Raw genomic sequence first — 18,808 nt, forward strand, 5'->3', positions numbered from 1 at the left:
TAAGGACTTATTGTATTGCAAGCGACTAACAGGGATGAAGAGATGGATACAGTAGAAGAACTGGGCGGCACATATTTTTATCACGGCAACGAGAACGTAACGCCAACGGAGTTATTCTGGCTTATCTTTGCGGAAGGGCTTGCAAACCATTTGGGAGTATCAGTTGAAACCGCTGCTACTATTTTGGCGGGGCTACCTCTGCTGCCTAAACGGCAGGTTTTGGGGGCGACAGGTTCTCGCACCAGCGTAGCCTCTAAACTAGCCCGTCGGATTTTCAAAGATGCCCGCTTTCCGGATGGATTGAGAGTCGAAACCACTATCGGCATGGGCAGAAAAAGTTATACAAACAAGATTGGCTCAGCAGTAGGCAGAGCCGTTCCATATGTAGGCTATGCTCAGGCAGTCATTATTTTTGCCCTTGTTGCCAAAGAGACGAGAAACAAATACAACCAGATAGCGCGGCCGAAGGATCGGATCGCATGGACCTATTTCTAATGCTATTACCTGATGAACAAGAATTTTTAAGTTACGTCACCGAGAACTACAGCGAGCGCAAACGCCCTGCTCAGAAAGAGTGGACGCTGCAGGAATACTTTAATTTTGTGCCAGAAGATCTCGAAGATATGCTCATTGACCTGTTCACCCGCTATGGCATCGAGCACAGTAATTTTAATTTGGACAACTACTTTATGCCGGAACTGTACTGGTGGCAGTGGAAGCGCAAAAAGGAATGGGTTGGGCGGCAGCTTAAATCGCTCACCCTTGAAATGATCATTGAATCCGCAAAGGCTGGCCGCTGGTTGTATGATTAAGGGGCGTTCTGCCCCATATGCTTAGACTGTCTGTCGGTCATTCCAGGAGTCAGTGAAAATAATGTTTCCGTCGTTGTGCTTCCAGGTGATTTTCTCGTAACGCATTTCCACGGTTTCCATGTGGTTCTCATTTAGGTTATTTCCTGTGGCCATCGCTGGGGAAATAGACACAATACGCACTCCTTCAAGTAACATGTTGAAGTATTCAGCTTCCATTCCGGCATCGTTAATACGGTACCATTTAATTTCTGCGGACTGGAGTTTTTGCCCGGTTGCTACGGCCTTATAGAGATAAGGGCTGGAGCAGTCGAAATCTTTTACGATGAGCATCGGTGAATGCATGCGTGTCCCGGTTACTTTGCCGGTTGCGTTGTCAGTAGGGATCATGAGGTTATGGTGAAATCCTTTAACTTCAATTGTGTAGTCCCTGTCTTTAACATCTACGCCACCTTTAATTAAAGCGCCGCCATCGTCCTTAAGCCACATATAAGCTGGGATTGGCATTTATTTCTCCTTTTTTAACATGCTGGAGTTTGCGTACTTAAAAATATGAATCATATTTATTTTTTATGAAAGAATGTAATTTATTGATGTGAGCAATATTCATTGTTATTACTCAGAAGTGAAAATTAATTCTTCTTATTATAAACATAAGCATTAGATGCAATGCAAATAGATGTTTTCCCACAAATGTATAACCAGGTTAAATTATTTGTTTTAATCTTTTAAGTTCTATTTTATAAAACTGAGGTCAATTTCAGCTAATACCTCAGCGGTAATACTGAGTATGGCCGCGGTATCTCCGCGGCGCACAATAGACTGCTCAAGGACATAACAGGGTAATCCCGGTGAATCATATCCTTTAAGCCCATCAGGACTTGCAAATCGCATACTCTGATGTAATTTGCAGCCTGAAAAATAAAAGCAGCTACAGGATCCCGGCCTGGTAGAAATCCTGCAGGTTGATGGCGCCGGTGAGCTTGCCGTTTTCATCAACCACCGGCGCGGCGGTGATTTTGCGTTTCATCAGGATTTCTTTGGCGTCGATAGCGCGACTGTCGGCCTGAAGCGTAATGCCATTGTGGGTCATCGCTTCGCTGACTGGCGTGGTCAGCGCGCCGCCGCCCACTAACCAGCGGCGCAGGTCGCCGTCGGTAAAGACGCCTTTGACCTGCATTTGCGCGTCACAGACGGCGACCAGGCCGAGTCCGGTACGGCTTAATTCGAGCATGGCATCCATCACGCTGGTGGACAACTGAACCTGCGGCACCGCGTCGTCGCGCCGCATCAAATGATGCACCTTATTCAGCAGACGCGCCCCGAGCGCTCCCGCCGGATGCGAGCGGGCAAAATCCTCTTCATTGAAGCCGCGCGCCTGCATCACCGCCATTGCCAGCGCGTCGCCCATCATCAGAGTGTTCACCGTGCTGGACGTGGGGGCCAGGTGCATCGGGCAGGCTTCCCGTTCGACCGAAATGTCCAGAACGGCTTTGGCCGCCAGACCCAGCGGTGAGTTCGGCTTGCCGGTCATCGCCAGCAGGGTAATGGATTTGTCTTCCAGGCGCGGGATGATCAGATCCAGCTCTTTAGCGCCGCCCGAATAGGAGATAAACAGCATCACGTCCCGGCTTTCTATCATCCCGAGATCGCCGTGTAGCGCTTCCGCCGGATGAACGAAAAAGGCAGGGGTGCCGGTGCTGGCGAGGGTTGCGGCGATTTTTTTGCCGATATGCCCGGACTTGCCAATACCCGAGACAATCACTTTGCCTTCACAGTGGATAATGGTGTTGGCAGCGCGAACAAAATCGTCACCCAGGCGTTCCGGCAGGCGGCTGGCTTCCTGCAGTTCCAGCAGCAGTGTTTGACGGCCAGCGTTCAGTAGTGCATCACTCATTGGTTTCTCCGGTTATGATCACGTCTATTCCTTTTTCTTCCAGCGCCTGACGAAACGCCGGATCGATACCGGCATCGGTAATCAGCTTATCGACGCTCTCCAGACTGCAAACAACGTTGGGACTTTTGCGGCCAAACTTCGACGAGTCGGCCATCAATATGACTTCGCGCGCGGCGTTACACATCGCTTTGCTGACGGTGTAGACCTCGTTAAAGGTGGTGACGCCTGCGTCGAGGTCAATGCCGTCGGTGCCCATAAAGAGTTTATCAAAACTGAACTGCTCAAAGGCGTTCTCTGCCAACTGACCGTGAAATGACGCAGATTTTTTACGAAAGGTGCCGCCGGGCATCAGGATGGTTTGTTCGTTGTCCAGCTCTGACAAGGCGTTAACAATATGGAGGCTGTTGGTCATGACGGTGATATTGCTGAAGCGGGTGAGCATTGGCACCATCTGTAATACGGTGCTTCCGGCATCCAGAATGATCGAATCGCCATCATGGATAAACCTGACAGCCGCTTCGGCGATGCGTTCTTTTTTATGCGTATTGATCAACGTCTTGTGATCGATAGGCGGATCGGATTCTTCTTTGTTTAACACTACGCCGCCATAGGTGCGAATGACGGTACCGGCATTTTCCAGAATGACCAAATCCTTGCGAATGGTGGTGCCCGTGGTGTCAAAGTACTGGGCCAGTTCCTCAACCGAGCATTTCCCCTGCTTTTGCAAATGCTCCAGAATGGCAGCCTGACGCTGACGAGGTTTCATAGGCGTGATTACCCTGAATTGAAGTTTCGAAATGATAATTTCGCAAGCTATTAGCATTCACAACGAAATTATCCATGTTTCAGTTTAAGCGCCAATGATAGTGCATTCTGCGACAGCGGATCATGGGGAAAGATCACATCAGGCTGTAATTCATTAAGATGTTTACCCTGCAAGGCAGGAATTTTTATTGGTCTGGCGAATACTGTCAGTCCTTTCATAAACAACGTATCGGTTACGCGCTGATTTTTGTCGAGCGCGATGGCGACCACGACGCGGGGCTTAAAACGTCCGCCTGAACGTCCTACGCCAACCCGGCCTTGCAGGCATAGCTGGTCAAACGCGCGGTTGAAACGGGCGATTTGCCAGCCGCCCAGTAGCAGTTGAACGCACCAGGCGATAACGGCGACGGTAATCAGTGCGGAAACCATCGTGTGCTCCTTACGTGAATGCCGGATGGCGGTGACGCCTTATCCGGCTAACAGACCCGGGGTTTGCAGGCCCGGTAAGCGTAGCGCCACCGGGCTATGTGACTATCAGAACATCACCTGTCCGCCAGTGACGTTGATTGATTGTCCGGTACAGTATGACGCTTTCGCGCTGGCATAGAACAGCAGCATGTTCAGGACATCCTGATAATCGCAGCCGCGTTTGAGCGGGACTTTATCGATATAATACTGTTCCACCTCGTCCGGCTTAATGCCAAGCTTGGTGGCGTACTGCGGCAGTAGCGACTGAAACATTGGCGACTTCAGCAGGTTGCCCAGCATCAGCGAATGTACGGTAATGCCGTATTCCGCCAGATCCAGCGCCAGCGACTGGGTTAATCCGACGCCGCCGAACTTCGCCGCGCTGTAGCCGGAATTATGCTTACTACCGACTTTACCAGACTTAGAGTTGATCTGAATAATGCGTCCCTGAATACCGTCACGAATCATCAGACGGGAAAATTCACGCGCACAGAGGAAATATCCGACCAGATTCACCTGTAATGAGCGGTCAAAATCGCCCAGCTGGAAGTCACTGATAAACGCCGCTTTCGCGATCCCCGCGCTGTAGACGAGCAGATCCACGCGCCCAAAGATTTCATCCACGCCGCGAGAGAGCGCAAGAACGCTCTGTTCGCTGGTGGCGTCGGCGCCGAAGCCGTAAGCCATACCTTCACCGTATTCGGCGTTGATCTCCTGCGCGACGTTGGCGGCCTTATCACTTTGAATATCGACAACCGCCACGCGATACCCTTCTGCTGCAAGCCCATGGCACAGGAACGCCCCCAGGGTTTGTCCTCCGCCAATGACAACGGCAACCTGATTCATTTTTCTCTCCTTAAGCGACAAACTTCAAAATACAGCCCGGCGCGATATCGTCCGGTACGGGCCCCGCGACGTGCACGGTGCCGGGAAATTCCGCTTCGTTCAGTCCGTCGAAGCGCAGGGTGATATGCCCCAGTTCACGTAAATTCTGTTCCGCCACGCTGCCGACGGCGGTGACCGGATAGCGATGCTGACCCAGTTCACATTGCGCGCCGGGTTGCAGCGTGCCGTTCAGTTCGCCATGGCAATGGATAAAGCAAAACTCTTCGATATCCGCCGGCGCGCCTTCGCGGAAGGTGATCAGCATCTGGTCGCACAGCGCATCCGGCGCGCTCTGGCCAATGCGGGTAATTGTGGTCTGGTAAATGACGGTCATCTCAACACCTCTTATTGATAAATAAAGCCGGATACAAACCAGGCGATCAGTACCGTTGGCGCGCCGGTCAGAAAGCGACTGACCAGTACCGACGGCACGCCGACGCGCACCGTATCCTGACGGGCTTCCGCCAGTGACAGGCCAACCGGGATAAAGTCGCAGGCCGCCTGGGCGTTAATGGCGAACAGCGCTGGCAGCGCCAGGTGCGGCGGAATATTGCCCAGACCAATTTGCACGCCGATCAGGACGCCGATCACCTGGGCGATCACTGCGCCCGGGCCGAGGAACGGCGACAACAGCGGGAAGGAGCAGATCAGCGCCAGTGTCACCAGCCCCAGCGGATGGCTGGCTAGCGGCGCCAGACCGTGGGCGATCCAGTCGCCAAGTCCCGACGCCATGATGATGCCGATGAGGGCGGAGACGAACGCCATAAACGGCAGAATGGTTTTCAGTACCGTGTCGATGGTGTCGCGACCAGACTGAAACAGAACGGCTACCGCTGAGCCCATTCCCATGCCGACTTTCGCCAGTAGGCCGTCGCTCTGTTCGGTGATCTTTTTATGGGGGTCGTAATCACGTCCCGGAGGCGTGGCGCTTGTCGGTTGCGGCGCAGCTTCTGCATCGCCGATCGCGCTAATGTTTTCTTCTTTCACGCCGGAGACGTAAACGTCTTCGACGATGTACTGGGCCAGCGGCCCCGATTTCCCTGTGGAGTGAATGTTTACCGTCGGAATACGGCGTTTCGGGTAAATTCCGCAGCGCAGGGTGCCGCCGCAGTCAATGATCGCCACGCCAATCTCCGCTTCCGGCGGTTCGCCCTCTTTAAAGCCATCGACCGCCTGCCAGCCGGTCAGGCTTGCCAGTTTGTCGACAATCGCCGGGCGCGTGCCCGCGGTGATATAGACGATTTTTTTACCTGCGACGACATCCAGTTCAAGCGGGCCGCCCCAGCCGCCGGTGCCTTTTTCGATACGAATACGCGTCATGATGTTGCTCCTGAAAGATGCACTTTCTGCTCAAGCTGGATACCCATTTTTTTCTCGAAAATCGCGGTGGTGAGATCGGTGACCCAGCCGCGGAAGAAGTTAGTCACCAGGCCAACCAGCAGATAGCTCACCGCAAGCGGGCCGAGGGGCAGGCCAAGCGTGGTTAAACCGCTGGCGATGCCCAGATAAACGAACAGTTCGCCGGGGTTGATATGCGGAAACAGGCCGTTCATGGAGTGGCAACTGTAGGATGCCGCCGCGTAATAGCTGGGCTTGTATTTCTCTGGCATAAAACGACCAAGACTCAGGGTCATAGGGTTACAGAACACAAACGTACCGATGAACGGCAGAATCAGGTAACGGGACAGCGGATTTCCGGCGCAGCGTTGGGCAAAACGTTCTATACGCTGCTGGCCGATAAAGTTGATCAGCGCGTTCATGATGACCAGCAGGCTTATTAGCAGCGGAAGAATGCCGGTCACCATGCCGGTAAACACTTCTCCGCCTTTCTGGAACAGCCCGATGAACCACTCTGCTCCATGTGTAATGGTGTCGATCATTGTTCTCTCCTGTAGGGATTGTTGTTATCTTGCCAATTGGTGATTTATTTTAATCAGATTGAAAGATTTAAAAGTGTTATTTTGATCTCAAAATGAAAGTAAAATATTTTAAATTGAAAGTTTATGTGCGAATCGGAACAGAAAAAGAAGGAGTAAAGGGGGCGAACAGGTAAATTATGTGAAGGAGCGCGTCTCGCGCTTCCTTGTGGGACGGAGGATGCTTTACCATACTTCCCTCTGGCTGAATCTGGTTAATGGATGTCACATGTTCAAGCGTCGTTATGTAGCGTTACTTCCCCTTTTTGTGTTACTGGCTGCCTGTAGCAGCAAACCGAAACCGCAAGAGACTCAAACGACCACCGGGACGCCGTCTGGCGGCTTCCTGCTTAAGCCTCAGCACAATGTCATGCAGATGGGCGGCGATTTTGCCAATAACCCCAATGCGCAGCAGTTCATCGATAAGATGGTCAGCAAACATGGCTTTGATCGCCAACAGTTGCAGGAGATCCTGTCGCAGGCGAAACGCCTGGATTATGTGCTGCGCCTGATGGACAGGCAGGCGCCGACCACGCAGCCGCCAGCCGGCCCTAACGGCGCATGGCTGCGTTATCGCAAACAGTTCATAACGCCGGATAACGTGCAAAACGGCGTGGCATTCTGGAATCAGTATGAAGATGCTCTCAACCGCGCCTGGCAGGTGTATGGCGTGCCGCCGGAAATCATCGTCGGCATTATCGGCGTAGAAACCCGCTGGGGCCGCGTAATGGGGAAAACGCGCATTCTTGACGCGCTGGCGACGCTCTCCTTCAACTATCCGCGCCGCGCGGCGTATTTCTCTGGCGAGCTGGAAACCTTCCTGTTGATGGCGCGCAACGAACAAGACGATCCGCTGGATCTGAAAGGGTCTTTCGCCGGGGCCATGGGTTACGGTCAGTTTATGCCGTCGTCCTATAAAGAGTTCGCGGTGGACTTTAACGGCGATGGCCATATCAATCTTTGGGATCCGGTCGATGCCATCGGCAGCGTAGCGAACTACTTTAAAGCACACGGCTGGGTGAAAGGCGATACGGTGGCGGTGATGGCCAACGGTCAGGCGCCGGGACTGGCCAATGGCTTCAAAACAAAATACAGCGTGTCGCAGCTTGCCGCCGCGGGCTTAACGCCGCAGCAGCCGTTGGGTAACCATCGCGAAGCAAGCTTGTTACGTCTGGATATTGGCACCGGGTATCAGTACTGGTACGGCCTGCCAAACTTCTACGCGATTACCCGTTACAACCATAGTACCCATTATGCGATGGCGGTCTGGCAGTTAGGACAGGCGGTAGCGCTGGCGCGGGTCCAGTAATCGTCCTGGCTGCCGGATGGCGGCCCTGACAACTTATCCGGCTCACCCGGCTTGCTGTTGGCCGGATAAGGCAATGCTGTCTCCGCCTGTTAAACCTGGACGTTTTTTCTGAATCCCCCTCGTAAAATCATCACCTCGTCCCCATCTCGGGTGGGAAAGTGCTATCTTGTCCGGCAGGATTTTTAACTGACAGAGGCCGAAATGACTGACAGTGAACTGATGCAGTTAAGCGAACAGGTCGGAATGGCGTTAAACGCGCGCGGCGCGACGGTGACAACAGCGGAATCCTGTACGGGCGGCTGGGTGGCGAAGGCCATTACGGATATTGCTGGCAGCTCCGCCTGGTTTGAACGCGGTTTTGTCACTTACAGTAATGAAGCGAAAGCGCAAATGATCGGCGTACGGGAAGAGACGCTTGCCCAACATGGCGCGGTCAGTGAACCAGTGGTAGTAGAAATGGCGATAGGCGCGCTGAAAGCCGCCCGCGCTGATTATGCGGTTTCAATCAGCGGCATTGCCGGACCGGATGGCGGCAGCGAAGAGAAGCCCGTCGGCACCGTCTGGTTCGCTTTCGCCAGCGCGCGCGGAGAGGGGATTACCCGGCGGGAATGCTTCAGTGGCGACCGCGATGCCGTGCGGCGACAGGCGACCCTCTATGCGTTACGTACGCTGTGGCAACAATTTCTACAAAACACTTGATACTGTATGAGCATACAGTATAATTGTTTCAACAGTACAGAATTCACTATCCGGTTAAGCGCAAGCGGAACCCGGCATGACAGGAGTAGTTAATGGCTATCGACGAAAACAAACAGAAAGCGTTGGCGGCAGCACTGGGCCAAATTGAAAAGCAATTTGGTAAAGGCTCCATCATGCGTCTGGGTGAAGACCGCTCTATGGATGTGGAAACCATCCCGACCGGATCGCTTTCTCTGGATATCGCACTCGGCGCGGGCGGTCTGCCAATGGGCCGTATCGTCGAAATCTACGGGCCGGAATCTTCCGGTAAAACCACCCTGACGCTGCAGGTGATTGCCGCTGCGCAGCGTGAAGGGAAAACCTGTGCGTTTATCGATGCGGAACATGCGCTGGATCCAATCTATGCGCGCAAGCTGGGCGTTGATATTGACAACCTGCTGTGTTCTCAGCCGGACACCGGCGAACAGGCGCTGGAAATCTGTGATGCGCTGGCGCGCTCTGGCGCTGTAGACGTTATCGTTGTCGACTCCGTCGCGGCCCTGACGCCGAAAGCGGAAATCGAAGGTGAAATCGGCGACTCTCACATGGGCCTCGCGGCGCGTATGATGAGCCAGGCGATGCGTAAGCTGGCGGGTAACCTGAAGCAGTCCAACACGCTGCTGATCTTCATCAACCAGATCCGTATGAAAATTGGCGTTATGTTCGGTAACCCGGAAACCACAACCGGGGGGAACGCGCTGAAATTCTACGCCTCTGTTCGTCTGGACATCCGCCGTATCGGCGCGGTGAAAGAGGGCGATAACGTGGTGGGTAGCGAAACCCGCGTGAAAGTGGTGAAGAACAAAATCGCCGCACCGTTCAAACAGGCAGAGTTCCAGATCCTCTACGGTGAAGGCATCAACTTCTATGGCGAACTGGTTGATCTGGGCGTCAAAGAGAAGCTGATTGAGAAAGCCGGTGCTTGGTACAGCTACAACGGTGAGAAAATCGGGCAGGGTAAAGCGAATGCGACCGCCTGGTTGAAAGAAAATCCGGCTACCGCGAAAGAGATCGAGAAAAAGGTTCGCGAGCTGCTGCTCAACAACCAGGACTCAACGCCAGATTTCTCCGTTGATGACGGTGAAGGTGTTGCAGAAACCAACGAAGATTTTTAATCTTCAGGCGACCGTAAGCCGGATCGCGCGAAACCGCCATTCGGCAAAAGGTTAAGTTACACTCAAGGGCTGCATTTATGCGGCCCTTTTGCATTGCTGAATCTGAAGGGAGTTATGAGCGAACCGACACCACGCCGACCCGTTTATGCCCGCCTGCTCGATCGCGCTGTCCGCATTCTGGCTGTGCGCGATCACAGCGAACAGGAGTTACGCCGCAAACTGGCCGCGCCGGTCATGGGGAAAAACGGCCCCGAGGAGATTGAGGCCACGGCAGAGGATTACGAACGGGTGGTAGCCTGGTGCCATGAGCACGGGTATCTGGATGACAGCCGCTTCGTTTCGCGCTTTATCGCCAGCCGTAGCCGGAAAGGGTATGGCCCGGCGCGCATCCGCCAGGAACTCAACCAGAAAGGCATTGCCCGGGAAGCTATCGAAAAGGCGCTGCGCGAATGTGAAATTGACTGGTGTACCCTCGCGCGCGATCAGGCTACCCGCAAATACGGCGAACCGCTGCCCGCGGCATTTTCAGAAAAGGTAAAAATACAGCGCTTTCTACTCTATCGCGGCTATCTGATGGAGGATATCCAGGAGATATGGCGAAATTTTGACGATTGAGCGCATACGGGATTTTACTTCCCACTAAAGAAAACTTATCTTATTCCCACTTTTTCCGTTCGGGCGTGGGTTGCTTTGCGGTAACCTGCGTTCGCGACGAATATTCCTTAAATACACAACGTCATTCAAGCCGCATCAGGGCGGCAGGCGAGGAAGCTCGCAGCCAGTACAGAGGCGGTTTGAAAGATGACGTGTAGCTTGATTTCAGGATAATTATGAGCAAGAGCACCGCTGAGATCCGTCAGGCGTTTCTCGACTTTTTCCATAGTAAGGGACATCAGGTAGTTGCCAGCAGCTCCCTGGTACCAAACAATGACCCCACTTTGTTGTTTACCAACGCCGGGATGAATCAGTTCAAGGATGTTTTCCTTGGCCTCGACAAGCGTAATTATTCCCGCGCGACCACTTCCCAGCGCTGCGTGCGCGCGGGCGGTAAGCACAATGACCTGGAAAACGTCGGTTACACTGCGCGTCACCACACCTTCTTCGAAATGCTGGGCAACTTCAGCTTCGGCGACTATTTCAAACACGATGCCATCCAGTATGCATGGGAACTGCTGACCGGTGAAAACTGGTTCGCCCTGCCGAAAGAGCGTCTGTGGGTGACCGTCTATGAAACAGACGACGAAGCCTATGAAATCTGGGAAAAAGAAGTCGGTATTCCACGCGAACGCATTATTCGCATTGGCGACAATAAAGGTGCGGCCTATGCGTCCGACAACTTCTGGCAGATGGGTGATACCGGTCCATGCGGTCCGTGCACCGAGATCTTCTACGACCACGGCGATCACATTTGGGGGGGGCCTCCGGGCAGCCCGGAAGAAGACGGCGATCGCTACATTGAGATCTGGAATATCGTCTTTATGCAGTTTAACCGCCAGGCTGACGGCACAATGGAGCCGCTGCCGAAGCCGTCAGTCGATACCGGTATGGGGCTGGAACGTATTGCCGCGGTTCTGCAACACGTTAACTCGAACTATGAAATCGACCTGTTCCGCACGCTGATTGAGGCGGTGGCGAAAGTGACCGGCGCCGCCGACCTGAGCAACAAGTCGCTGCGCGTTATCGCCGACCACATTCGTTCCTGCGCATTCCTGATCGCCGATGGCGTGATGCCGTCGAACGAAAACCGCGGCTACGTGCTGCGCCGCATCATTCGTCGTGCGGTGCGCCATGGCAACATGCTTGGCGCGAAAGAGACGTTCTTCTACAAGCTGGTCGGTCCGCTGATTGACGTCATGGGATCGGCGGGTGAAGAATTGAAGCGCCAGCAGGCTCAGGTTGAGCAGGTGCTGAAAACCGAAGAAGAGCAATTTGCCCGTACTCTGGAGCGCGGTCTGGCGCTGTTGGACGAAGAACTGGCGAAGTTGACGGGCGACACGCTGGACGGTGAAACGGCTTTCCGTCTGTACGATACCTACGGCTTCCCGGTTGACCTGACGGCAGACGTTTGTCGCGAGCGCAACATCAAAGTGGATGAAGCGGGTTTTGAAGCGGCGATGGAAGAACAACGGCGTCGCGCCCGTGAAGCCAGCGGCTTTGGCGCTGACTATAACGCGATGATCCGCGTAGACAGCGCATCTGAGTTTAAAGGCTACGACCATCTGGAACTGAACGGCAAGGTCACCGCACTGTTTGTGGATGGCAAAGCGGTTGACGCAATCAACGCCGGTCAGGACGCGGTTGTGGTTCTGGACCAGACGCCATTCTATGCCGAGTCCGGCGGTCAGGTTGGTGATAAAGGCGAACTGAAAGGCGCAGGCTTTGCCTTTGCTGTCAGCGACACGCAAAAATATGGTCAGGCGATCGGTCATCTCGGCACGTTGTCTGCGGGTTCTCTGAAAGTGGGCGATGCAGTACAGGCTGACGTGGACGAAGCGCGTCGCGATCGTATTCGTCTGAATCACTCGGCGACGCACCTGATGCACGCCGCGCTGCGCCAGGTTTTGGGCACGCACGTTGCGCAGAAAGGTTCGCTGGTGAACGACAAACTGCTGCGTTTTGATTTTTCTCATAACGAAGCGATGAAACCGTCGGAGATTCGTGCGGTCGAAGATCTGGTGAATGCGCAGATCCGCCGTAACCTGCCGGTGGAAACAAATGTGATGGATCTGGACGCCGCTAAAGCGAAAGGCGCGATGGCGCTGTTTGGTGAGAAATATGACGAGCGTGTTCGCGTGCTGAGCATGGGCGATTTCTCTACCGAGCTTTGCGGTGGTACGCACGCCAGTCGCACCGGTGACATTGGCTTGTTCCGTATTGTTTCCGAGTCGGGTACCGCAGCGGGCGTTCGTCGTATCGAAGCGGTAACGGGTGAAGGCGCCATTGCCTCCGTTCACGCTCAAAGCGATCGTTTAAGCGAAATTGCGCATCTGCTGAAGGGCGACAGCCAGAATCTGGGCGATAAAGTTCGTTCCGTACTGGAACGTACCCGTCAACTGGAGAAAGAGCTTCAGCAGCTGAAAGAACAGGCTGCCGCGCAGGAAAGTGCGAATCTTTCCAGCAAGGCGGTTGATATCAATGGCGTTAAGCTGTTGGTGAGTGAGCTTGCCGGCGTCGAGCCGAAAATGTTGCGTACCATGGTTGATGATCTGAAAAATCAGCTGGGTTCCACCATTATCGTGCTGGCTACGGCGGCAGAAGGTAAGGTTTCTCTGATTGCTGGCGTGTCTAAGGACGTGACCGACCGTGTCAAAGCAGGGGAACTGGTAGGTATGGTCGCTCAGCAGGTGGGCGGTAAGGGTGGTGGTCGTCCGGACATGGCGCAAGCCGGTGGTACGGACGCGGCTGCTCTGCCTGCAGCGTTAGCCAGTGTGCAAGCCTGGGTCAGCGCAAAACTATAAAATATATACACAAAATCATTCATGCTACGTCAAGGCGGCAAGTGAATGCGTCCCGGGAGCGAACAGCGAGTAGGCGACCGGGGAAAATGCGCGCTGCCAACGCAGAGGCAGCTTGAAGGATGAGGTGTATAAGCGTTAGCCGATGCCGCGGACAGGTACTCCGCGGCGTTTGCATCAACGTTGTCGACAACGATAAAGTCAGGTTGAAGTTGTGTATATCGGCTAAACTTAGGTTTAACAGAATGTGATGCCGTGACTGCTTACATGTAATGTGTTTGTCATCGCTTACTTTTTGGCGTTATATGATGGATAATGCCGGGATACAGAGAGACCCGACTCTTTTAATCTTTCAAGGAGCAAAGAATGCTGATTCTGACTCGTCGAGTTGGTGAGACCCTCATGATTGGCGATGAGGTCACCGTGACAGTTTTAGGGGTGAAGGGCAACCAGGTACGCATCGGCGTAAACGCCCCGAAAGAAGTTTCTGTCCATCGTGAAGAGATCTACCAGCGTATCCAGGCTGAAAAATCCCAGCAGTCCAGTTACTAAGGTTTCCGCGTCTCATCTGGATGGGTGAGACGCAACCTGTCCTTCCTGTGTTTTCCTTGTTTTCTATCTCTATCATCTGAGCGTGTTCCTGGGGTTGTCGGGGCAGCCAGAGTCCATATAAACCGATTTGTTTGTTGATAAAACACCCTTTTTGCCGTTTTTGCAGACTAATTGAGCGTGAAGTGTGCAAACGATAAAAGCGCAGGAAAAATTGTTTGACTTATAAGTCCCAGAAAGTAATATGTGCGCCACGCAGCGACGATGAGCAGAAACATGTTCTTCGACGCACTCGTAAGAGGCGTGTGGTGAGGTGGCCGAGAGGCTGAAGGCGCTCCCCTGCTAAGGGAGTATGCGGTCAAAAGCTGCATCCGGGGTTCGAATCCCCGCCTCACCGCCATTTGCATCCGTAGCTCAGCTGGATAGAGTACTCGGCTACGAACCGAGCGGTCGGAGGTTCGAATCCTCCCGGATGCACCATCTTCTCCGAGACAATAGTCACGCTGTTGTTTCAGGGGCTGCGGTTTTACCGCAAGCACCAGGGAGGATAACGTTGCCTAAGCAACGGCCCGAAGGGCGAGGTGAAGCCGAGTCATCCTTCCGGATGCACCATCTCTTACTTGATACAACGTCAGTTGTCGTGTCAGTATCGGCAGTAAAGCAAGTATTCCGATGCATCCGTAGCTCAGCTGGATAGAGTACTCGGCTACGAACCGAGCGGTCGGAGGTTCGAATCCTCCCGGATGCACCATCTTCTCCGAAACAATAGCCACGCTGTTGTTTCAGGGACTGCGGATTTACCGCAAGCACCAGAGAGGATAACGTTGCCCAGGCAACGGCCCGAAGGGCGAGGCGAAGCCGAGTCATCCTCCCGGATGCACCATTCCTTGCTTGATATAACGCCAGCCGTCATATCAATATCGGCAGTAAAATAAGTTTTCCGATGCATCCGTAGCTCAGCTGGATAGAGTACTCGGCTACGAACCGAGCGGTCGGAGGTTCGAATCCTCCCGGATGCACCATTCCTTGCTTGATATAACGCCAGCCGTCATATCAATATCGGCAGTAAAATAAGTTTTCCGATGCATCCGTAGCTCAGCTGGATAGAGTACTCGGCTACGAACCGAGCGGTCGGAGGTTCGAATCCTCCCGGATGCACCATTCCTTGCTTGATATAACGCCAGCCGTCATATCAGTATCGGCAGTAAAGCAAGTTTTCCGATGCATCCGTAGCTCAGCTGGATAGAGTACTCGGCTACGAACCGAGCGGTCGGAGGTTCGAATCCTCCCGGATGCACCATCTTCTCCGAAACAATAACCACGCTGTTGTTTCAGGGGCTGCGGATTTACCGTAAGCACCAGGGAGGATAACGTTGCTTAAGCAATGGCCCGAAGGGCGAGGCGCAGCCGAGTCATCCTCCCGGATGCACCATCTTCTCTGAGATAATCCCCATACTTCCCGTTTTAATTGTTTCTTCTTCCCTGAACAATCCTCACTTTCGCCGTCAGCGACAAAATCCCGCCATTACGATAAAATAACGTCTGGTTTCTACGGTTTGCGAGAACACAATGTACGAACGTTATGCGGGTCTGATTTTCGATATGGATGGCACCATCCTGGATACTGAGCCGACACACCGTAAGGCGTGGGACGAAGTATTAGGCCGTTACGGTATGCATTTCGATCTTCAGGCGATGATCGCGCTTAACGGTTCACCGACCTGGCGTATCGCGCAGGCGATCATTGAACTGAACCAGGCGGACCTCGATCCGCACGCATTGGCGCAAGAAAAAACCGCGGCGGTAAAACGCATGTTGCTCGACAGCGTCGAACCCTTGCCGTTGGTCGACGTTGTGAAGGCATGGCATGGTCGTCGTCCGATGGCGGTTGGCACCGGCAGTGAAAGCGCCGTTGCCGAAGCATTGCTGGCGCACCTGGGCCTGCGTCGTTATTTTGACGCCGTGATTGCCGCTGACCACGTACTGCGCCATAAACCGGCGCCGGATACCTTTCTTCTTTGCGCAGAACGCATGGGCGTGCCTCCGGCTCGCTGTGTGGTATTTGAAGACGCTGATTTTGGCGTGCAGGCAGCACGCGCCGCAGGCATGGATGTCGTGGATGTGCGTTTGCTGTGAGTGACGTACTGTCGCTCTTCTCTTTGTTCGCCAGCAGTTTTCTCAGTGCGACGCTGTTGCCTGGCAACTCTGAGGTCGTTCTGGTTGCCATGCTGCTTTCCGGGATTTCTCATCCCTGGGTCTTAGTCATAACAGCAACAATGGGTAATAGCCTTGGAGGGCTAACTAACGTTATCCTTGGGCGTTTCTTTCCGCTACGCAAAACATCGCGCTGGCAGGAGAAAGCAACAGGCTGGCTTAACCGCTATGGCGCGGTGGCACTATTATTAAGCTGGATGCCGGTAGTGGGCGATTTACTGTGCCTGTTAGCGGGGTGGATGCGCCTCCCGTGGGGACCAGTGCTCTTTTTTTTATGCCTTGGCAAAGCGCTGCGCTATATTGTCGTCGCGGCTGCAACCATTCAGGGCTCTTTATGGTGGCACTAATTGTGCCTGGAATAGCCTTCAGGGCAACCACTACAATTATGCTAATTAAAACGATTTTGACAGGCGGGAGGTCAATTTGATCCCGGACGTATCACAGGCTCTGACCTGGCTGGAAAGACATCCTCAGGCTCTAAAAGGCATACAGCGCGGGCTGGAGCGCGAAACGCTGCGCGTGAATGCTGACGGTACCCTGGCGACAACGGGGCATCCGGAAGCGCTGGGCTCGGCGCTGACGCATAAATGGATCACCACGGATTTTGCCGAAGCGCTGCTGGAATTCATTACGCCGGTGGACGGTGACATTCAGCATATGCTGACGTTCATGCGCGATCTGCACCGCTACACCGCCAGAAAACTGGGCGATGAGCGCATGTGGCCGCTGAGTATGCCCTGTTACATCGCGGAAGGGCAGGATATCGAACTGGCGCAATACGGCACCTCGAATGTCGGGCGGATGAAAACACTGTACCGCGAAGGGTTGAAAAACCGTTACGGCGCGCTAATGCAGACGATCTCCGGCGTGCATTATAACTTTTCCCTGCCGATGGCGTTCTGGCAGGCGAAGTGCGGCGAGATGGACGGCGAAGCGGCAAAAGAGAAAATCTCGGCTGGCTATTTTCGCCTGATCCGCAACTACTATCGCTTCGGCTGGGTCATTCCGTACCTGTTTGGCGCGTCGCCGGCGATCTGTTCTTCCTTCCTGCAGGGGAAACCGACCACGCTGCCCTTCGAGAAAACCGACTGCGGCATGTACTACCTGCCGTACGCGACCTCGCTGCGTCTGAGCGATCTCGGCTATACCAATAAATCGCAAAGTAATCTCGGTATTACGTTTAACGATCTGCACGACTATGTGGCAGGATTGAAACGCGCGATCAAAACGCCGTCAGAAGAATACGCGGCCATTGGTATCGAGAAAGACGGTAAGCGACTGCAGATCAACAGCAACGTGCTGCAAATCGAAAATGAGCTGTATGCGCCAATCCGTCCCAAACGCGTGACCCGTAGCGGAGAGTCGCCTTCAGACGCACTGCTGCGCGGCGGCATTGAATACATTGAAGTTCGCTCGCTGGATATCAATCCCTTCTCGCCAATTGGCGTTGACGAGCAACAGGTGCGTTTCCTCGATCTGTTCATGGTCTGGTGCGTGCTGGCCGACGCGCCGGAGATGAGCAGCGGCGAGCTGCAGTGTACGCGTACCAACTGGAATCGGGTGATCCTGGAAGGGCGCAAGCCGGGGCTGACGCTGGGGATTGGCTGCGAAACCGCGCAGTTCCCGCTGACGAAAGTCGGAAAAGATCTGTTCCGCGATCTCAAACGCGTAGCGCAAACGCTGGACAGCATTCACGGTGGAGAGGATTATCAGAAAGTGTGCGACGAACTGGTCGCCTGTTTTGATAACCCGGAACTGACGTTTTCGGCGCGGATCCTGCGTTCGATGATCGACAACGGGATTGGCGGCACCGGTAAAGCGCTGGGCGAAGCCTGGCGTAATGTGCTGCGCGAAGAGCCGCTGGAGATCTTGCAGGAAGAAGAGTTTATCGCTGAACGCGAGGCATCTTTACGGCGTCAACGTGAGGTGGAAGCGGCGGACAGCGAACCCTTTGAACGCTGGCTGGAAAAACAGGCCTGACAGACAAGAAAAAGGCCACTCGTGAGTGGCCAAAATTTCATCTCTGAAATCAGGGATGATGATAACAAATGCGCGTCTTTCATATACTCAGACTCGCCCCGAAACGAAGAGTTCAGTTTATTTTAAAAAATAATATCGGAGGTGGCTAAATGCCGTTGTTAGATAGCTTCACTGTCGATCATACCCGGATGGAAGCACCTGCCGTCCGCGTTGCGAAAACGATGAACACCCCGCACGGCGACGCAATTACCGTGTTTGACCTGCGTTTCTGCATCCCCAACAAAGAGGTGATGCCGGAGAAAGGGATCCACACGCTGGAGCATCTGTTTGCAGGCTTTATGCGTAATCACCTCAACGGTAACGGCGTTGAGATTATCGACATCTCGCCGATGGGCTGCCGCACCGGGTTTTACATGAGTTTGATCGGTACGCCAGACGAGCAGCGCGTGGCGGATGCGTGGAAAGCGGCGATGGCTGACGTACTGAAAGTGCAGGATCAGAATCAGATCCCGGAACTGAACGTCTATCAATGCGGCACGTACCAGATGCATTCCCTGAGCGAAGCGCAGGAGATTGCCCGCCACATTCTGGAGCGCGACGTTCGCGTCAACAGCAACGAAGAACTGGCGCTGCCGAAAGAAAAATTGCAGGAGCTGCATATCTAGTTCCGTTGCCGGATAGCAAGGCTACGCGCCTTACCCGGTCGAC

Annotated in this window: 20 protein-coding genes and 6 tRNA genes; 18 read left to right on the forward strand and 8 right to left on the reverse strand. The window is 54.0% G+C overall.

What is annotated here, in order from left to right; translation table 11 throughout:
* Positions 1 to 42 precede the first annotated feature (42 nt).
* Together HVX72_RS04705 and HVX72_RS04710 are read left to right on the forward strand one after the other, a co-directional pair.
* The gene (locus HVX72_RS04705; RefSeq protein ID WP_181822640.1) at positions 43 to 495 is read left to right on the forward strand and encodes an STM2901 family protein; all 453 of its coding nucleotides are present in this window, start codon (positions 43 to 45) and stop codon (positions 493 to 495) included.
* A complete protein-coding gene (locus tag HVX72_RS04710; protein WP_060569422.1) occupies positions 495 to 812 on the forward strand; it encodes a DUF1493 family protein in 318 nt (105 codons plus the stop codon). Before HVX72_RS04705 ends, HVX72_RS04710 begins: the two co-directional genes overlap by 1 nt.
* 21 nt (positions 813 to 833) lie before the next feature.
* Here the strand turns inward: HVX72_RS04710 and HVX72_RS04715 are convergent, their stop codons facing one another.
* The 8 genes from HVX72_RS04715 to srlA all read right to left on the reverse strand — a co-directional run bounded on the left by HVX72_RS04715 (position 834) and on the right by srlA (position 6,704).
* Positions 834 to 1,316 carry an Hcp family type VI secretion system effector gene (locus HVX72_RS04715; RefSeq protein ID WP_181822641.1) on the reverse strand — a complete coding sequence of 161 codons (483 nt, stop codon included), beginning with the start codon at positions 1,314 to 1,316 and terminating at the stop codon, positions 834 to 836.
* Between the two features lie 424 nt (positions 1,317 to 1,740).
* The gene (gene gutQ, locus HVX72_RS04720) at positions 1,741 to 2,706 is read right to left on the reverse strand and encodes an arabinose-5-phosphate isomerase GutQ (RefSeq protein ID WP_042288584.1); all 966 of its coding nucleotides are present in this window, start codon (positions 2,704 to 2,706) and stop codon (positions 1,741 to 1,743) included.
* Positions 2,699 to 3,472 carry a glucitol operon DNA-binding transcriptional repressor SrlR gene (srlR, locus tag HVX72_RS04725; RefSeq protein WP_042288582.1) on the reverse strand — a complete coding sequence of 258 codons (774 nt, stop codon included), beginning with the start codon at positions 3,470 to 3,472 and terminating at the stop codon, positions 2,699 to 2,701. Before srlR ends, gutQ begins: the two co-directional genes overlap by 8 nt.
* 68 nt (positions 3,473 to 3,540) lie before the next feature.
* Positions 3,541 to 3,900 (reverse strand): transcriptional regulator GutM, encoded by a 360-nt coding sequence (gene gutM / locus HVX72_RS04730; RefSeq protein ID WP_042288578.1) that lies wholly within the window; start codon positions 3,898 to 3,900, stop codon positions 3,541 to 3,543.
* Positions 3,901 to 4,005: 105 nt separating this feature from the next.
* Positions 4,006 to 4,785, reverse strand: a complete 780-nt coding sequence (srlD, locus tag HVX72_RS04735) for a sorbitol-6-phosphate dehydrogenase (protein ID WP_042288575.1) — start codon at positions 4,783 to 4,785, stop codon at positions 4,006 to 4,008.
* Positions 4,786 to 4,795: 10 nt separating this feature from the next.
* Positions 4,796 to 5,158: a PTS glucitol/sorbitol transporter subunit IIA gene (gene srlB, locus HVX72_RS04740; protein WP_042288572.1), complete on the reverse strand. Its 363-nt coding sequence runs from the start codon at positions 5,156 to 5,158 to the stop codon at positions 4,796 to 4,798.
* Between the two features lie 11 nt (positions 5,159 to 5,169).
* Entirely contained in the window at positions 5,170 to 6,144 is a 975-nt protein-coding gene (locus HVX72_RS04745; RefSeq protein WP_181822642.1) for a PTS glucitol/sorbitol transporter subunit IIB, read from the reverse strand.
* Positions 6,141 to 6,704 carry a PTS glucitol/sorbitol transporter subunit IIC gene (gene srlA, locus HVX72_RS04750; protein ID WP_042288566.1) on the reverse strand — a complete coding sequence of 188 codons (564 nt, stop codon included), beginning with the start codon at positions 6,702 to 6,704 and terminating at the stop codon, positions 6,141 to 6,143. Before srlA ends, HVX72_RS04745 begins: the two co-directional genes overlap by 4 nt.
* A gap of 265 nt (positions 6,705 to 6,969) precedes the next feature.
* Between srlA and mltB the strand changes: the two genes are divergently transcribed.
* From mltB to luxS, 16 genes are all read left to right on the forward strand, one after another.
* The gene (gene mltB / locus HVX72_RS04755; RefSeq protein ID WP_181822643.1) at positions 6,970 to 8,049 is read left to right on the forward strand and encodes a lytic murein transglycosylase B; all 1,080 of its coding nucleotides are present in this window, start codon (positions 6,970 to 6,972) and stop codon (positions 8,047 to 8,049) included.
* Between the two features lie 201 nt (positions 8,050 to 8,250).
* Positions 8,251 to 8,748 carry a nicotinamide-nucleotide amidase gene (gene pncC / locus HVX72_RS04760; RefSeq protein WP_060569425.1) on the forward strand — a complete coding sequence of 166 codons (498 nt, stop codon included), beginning with the start codon at positions 8,251 to 8,253 and terminating at the stop codon, positions 8,746 to 8,748.
* A gap of 92 nt (positions 8,749 to 8,840) precedes the next feature.
* A complete protein-coding gene (gene recA, locus HVX72_RS04765; protein WP_042288561.1) occupies positions 8,841 to 9,902 on the forward strand; it encodes a recombinase RecA in 1,062 nt (353 codons plus the stop codon).
* Between the two features lie 114 nt (positions 9,903 to 10,016).
* Complete coding sequence (gene recX, locus HVX72_RS04770; RefSeq protein ID WP_042288556.1) at positions 10,017 to 10,517, forward strand: recombination regulator RecX; 501 nt, start codon at positions 10,017 to 10,019, stop codon at positions 10,515 to 10,517.
* Positions 10,518 to 10,732: 215 nt separating this feature from the next.
* Positions 10,733 to 13,360, forward strand: a complete 2,628-nt coding sequence (alaS, locus tag HVX72_RS04775; protein ID WP_060569427.1) for an alanine--tRNA ligase — start codon at positions 10,733 to 10,735, stop codon at positions 13,358 to 13,360.
* A gap of 363 nt (positions 13,361 to 13,723) precedes the next feature.
* A complete protein-coding gene (csrA, locus tag HVX72_RS04780) occupies positions 13,724 to 13,909 on the forward strand; it encodes a carbon storage regulator CsrA (protein ID WP_000906486.1) in 186 nt (61 codons plus the stop codon).
* A 304-nt stretch (positions 13,910 to 14,213) separates the two neighbouring features.
* Positions 14,214 to 14,306 (forward strand) — tRNA-Ser (locus HVX72_RS04785).
* A gap of 3 nt (positions 14,307 to 14,309) precedes the next feature.
* A tRNA-Arg gene (locus tag HVX72_RS04790) sits at positions 14,310 to 14,386 on the forward strand.
* 194 nt (positions 14,387 to 14,580) lie between these two features.
* Positions 14,581 to 14,657: transfer RNA gene (locus HVX72_RS04795), tRNA-Arg, on the forward strand.
* Positions 14,658 to 14,851: 194 nt separating this feature from the next.
* Positions 14,852 to 14,928 (forward strand) — tRNA-Arg (locus HVX72_RS04800).
* Positions 14,929 to 14,990: 62 nt separating this feature from the next.
* Positions 14,991 to 15,067 (forward strand) — tRNA-Arg (locus tag HVX72_RS04805).
* Positions 15,068 to 15,129: 62 nt separating this feature from the next.
* Positions 15,130 to 15,206, forward strand: a tRNA-Arg gene (locus HVX72_RS04810).
* A 269-nt stretch (positions 15,207 to 15,475) separates the two neighbouring features.
* The gene (yqaB, locus tag HVX72_RS04815) at positions 15,476 to 16,042 is read left to right on the forward strand and encodes a fructose-1-phosphate/6-phosphogluconate phosphatase (protein WP_181822644.1); all 567 of its coding nucleotides are present in this window, start codon (positions 15,476 to 15,478) and stop codon (positions 16,040 to 16,042) included.
* Positions 16,039 to 16,467, forward strand: coding sequence for a YqaA family protein (locus HVX72_RS04820; protein ID WP_042288542.1), 429 nt, complete (start codon positions 16,039 to 16,041; stop codon positions 16,465 to 16,467). The genes yqaB and HVX72_RS04820 overlap by 4 nt, the downstream gene beginning before the upstream one ends.
* A 76-nt stretch (positions 16,468 to 16,543) precedes the next feature.
* The gene (gshA, locus tag HVX72_RS04825; RefSeq protein WP_060569133.1) at positions 16,544 to 18,100 is read left to right on the forward strand and encodes a glutamate--cysteine ligase; all 1,557 of its coding nucleotides are present in this window, start codon (positions 16,544 to 16,546) and stop codon (positions 18,098 to 18,100) included.
* Positions 18,101 to 18,249: 149 nt separating this feature from the next.
* Positions 18,250 to 18,765 (forward strand): S-ribosylhomocysteine lyase, encoded by a 516-nt coding sequence (luxS, locus tag HVX72_RS04830; RefSeq protein ID WP_060569134.1) that lies wholly within the window; start codon positions 18,250 to 18,252, stop codon positions 18,763 to 18,765.
* Positions 18,766 to 18,808: the final 43 nt, after the last annotated feature.

Origin of the sequence: Citrobacter sp. RHB21-C05 (assembly GCF_013889015.1) — a bacterium.
Taxonomy (GTDB): domain Bacteria; phylum Pseudomonadota; class Gammaproteobacteria; order Enterobacterales; family Enterobacteriaceae; genus Citrobacter_A; species Citrobacter_A sedlakii.

Excerpts from the sequence above, each read along its gene's own strand:
- recX (WP_042288556.1), top strand. The coding sequence starts at position 10,017 with ATGAGCGAACCGACACCACGCCGACCCGTTTATGCCCGCCTGCTCGAT.
- luxS (WP_060569134.1), top strand. The coding sequence starts at position 18,250 with ATGCCGTTGTTAGATAGCTTCACTGTCGATCATACCCGGATGGAAGCA.
- alaS (WP_060569427.1), top strand. The coding sequence starts at position 10,733 with ATGAGCAAGAGCACCGCTGAGATCCGTCAGGCGTTTCTCGACTTTTTC.
- srlD (WP_042288575.1), bottom strand. The coding sequence starts at position 4,785 with ATGAATCAGGTTGCCGTTGTCATTGGCGGAGGACAAACCCTGGGGGCG.
- srlR (WP_042288582.1), bottom strand. The coding sequence starts at position 3,472 with ATGAAACCTCGTCAGCGTCAGGCTGCCATTCTGGAGCATTTGCAAAAG.
- HVX72_RS04705 (WP_181822640.1), top strand. The coding sequence starts at position 43 with ATGGATACAGTAGAAGAACTGGGCGGCACATATTTTTATCACGGCAAC.
- gutQ (WP_042288584.1), bottom strand. The coding sequence starts at position 2,706 with ATGAGTGATGCACTACTGAACGCTGGCCGTCAAACACTGCTGCTGGAA.
- pncC (WP_060569425.1), top strand. The coding sequence starts at position 8,251 with ATGACTGACAGTGAACTGATGCAGTTAAGCGAACAGGTCGGAATGGCG.
- HVX72_RS04710 (WP_060569422.1), top strand. The coding sequence starts at position 495 with ATGCTATTACCTGATGAACAAGAATTTTTAAGTTACGTCACCGAGAAC.
- csrA (WP_000906486.1), top strand. The coding sequence starts at position 13,724 with ATGCTGATTCTGACTCGTCGAGTTGGTGAGACCCTCATGATTGGCGAT.
- recA (WP_042288561.1), top strand. The coding sequence starts at position 8,841 with ATGGCTATCGACGAAAACAAACAGAAAGCGTTGGCGGCAGCACTGGGC.
- yqaB (WP_181822644.1), top strand. The coding sequence starts at position 15,476 with ATGTACGAACGTTATGCGGGTCTGATTTTCGATATGGATGGCACCATC.
- srlA (WP_042288566.1), bottom strand. The coding sequence starts at position 6,704 with ATGATCGACACCATTACACATGGAGCAGAGTGGTTCATCGGGCTGTTC.
- srlB (WP_042288572.1), bottom strand. The coding sequence starts at position 5,158 with ATGACCGTCATTTACCAGACCACAATTACCCGCATTGGCCAGAGCGCG.
- HVX72_RS04715 (WP_181822641.1), bottom strand. The coding sequence starts at position 1,316 with ATGCCAATCCCAGCTTATATGTGGCTTAAGGACGATGGCGGCGCTTTA.
- HVX72_RS04745 (WP_181822642.1), bottom strand. The coding sequence starts at position 6,144 with ATGACGCGTATTCGTATCGAAAAAGGCACCGGCGGCTGGGGCGGCCCG.
- gutM (WP_042288578.1), bottom strand. The coding sequence starts at position 3,900 with ATGGTTTCCGCACTGATTACCGTCGCCGTTATCGCCTGGTGCGTTCAA.
- mltB (WP_181822643.1), top strand. The coding sequence starts at position 6,970 with ATGTTCAAGCGTCGTTATGTAGCGTTACTTCCCCTTTTTGTGTTACTG.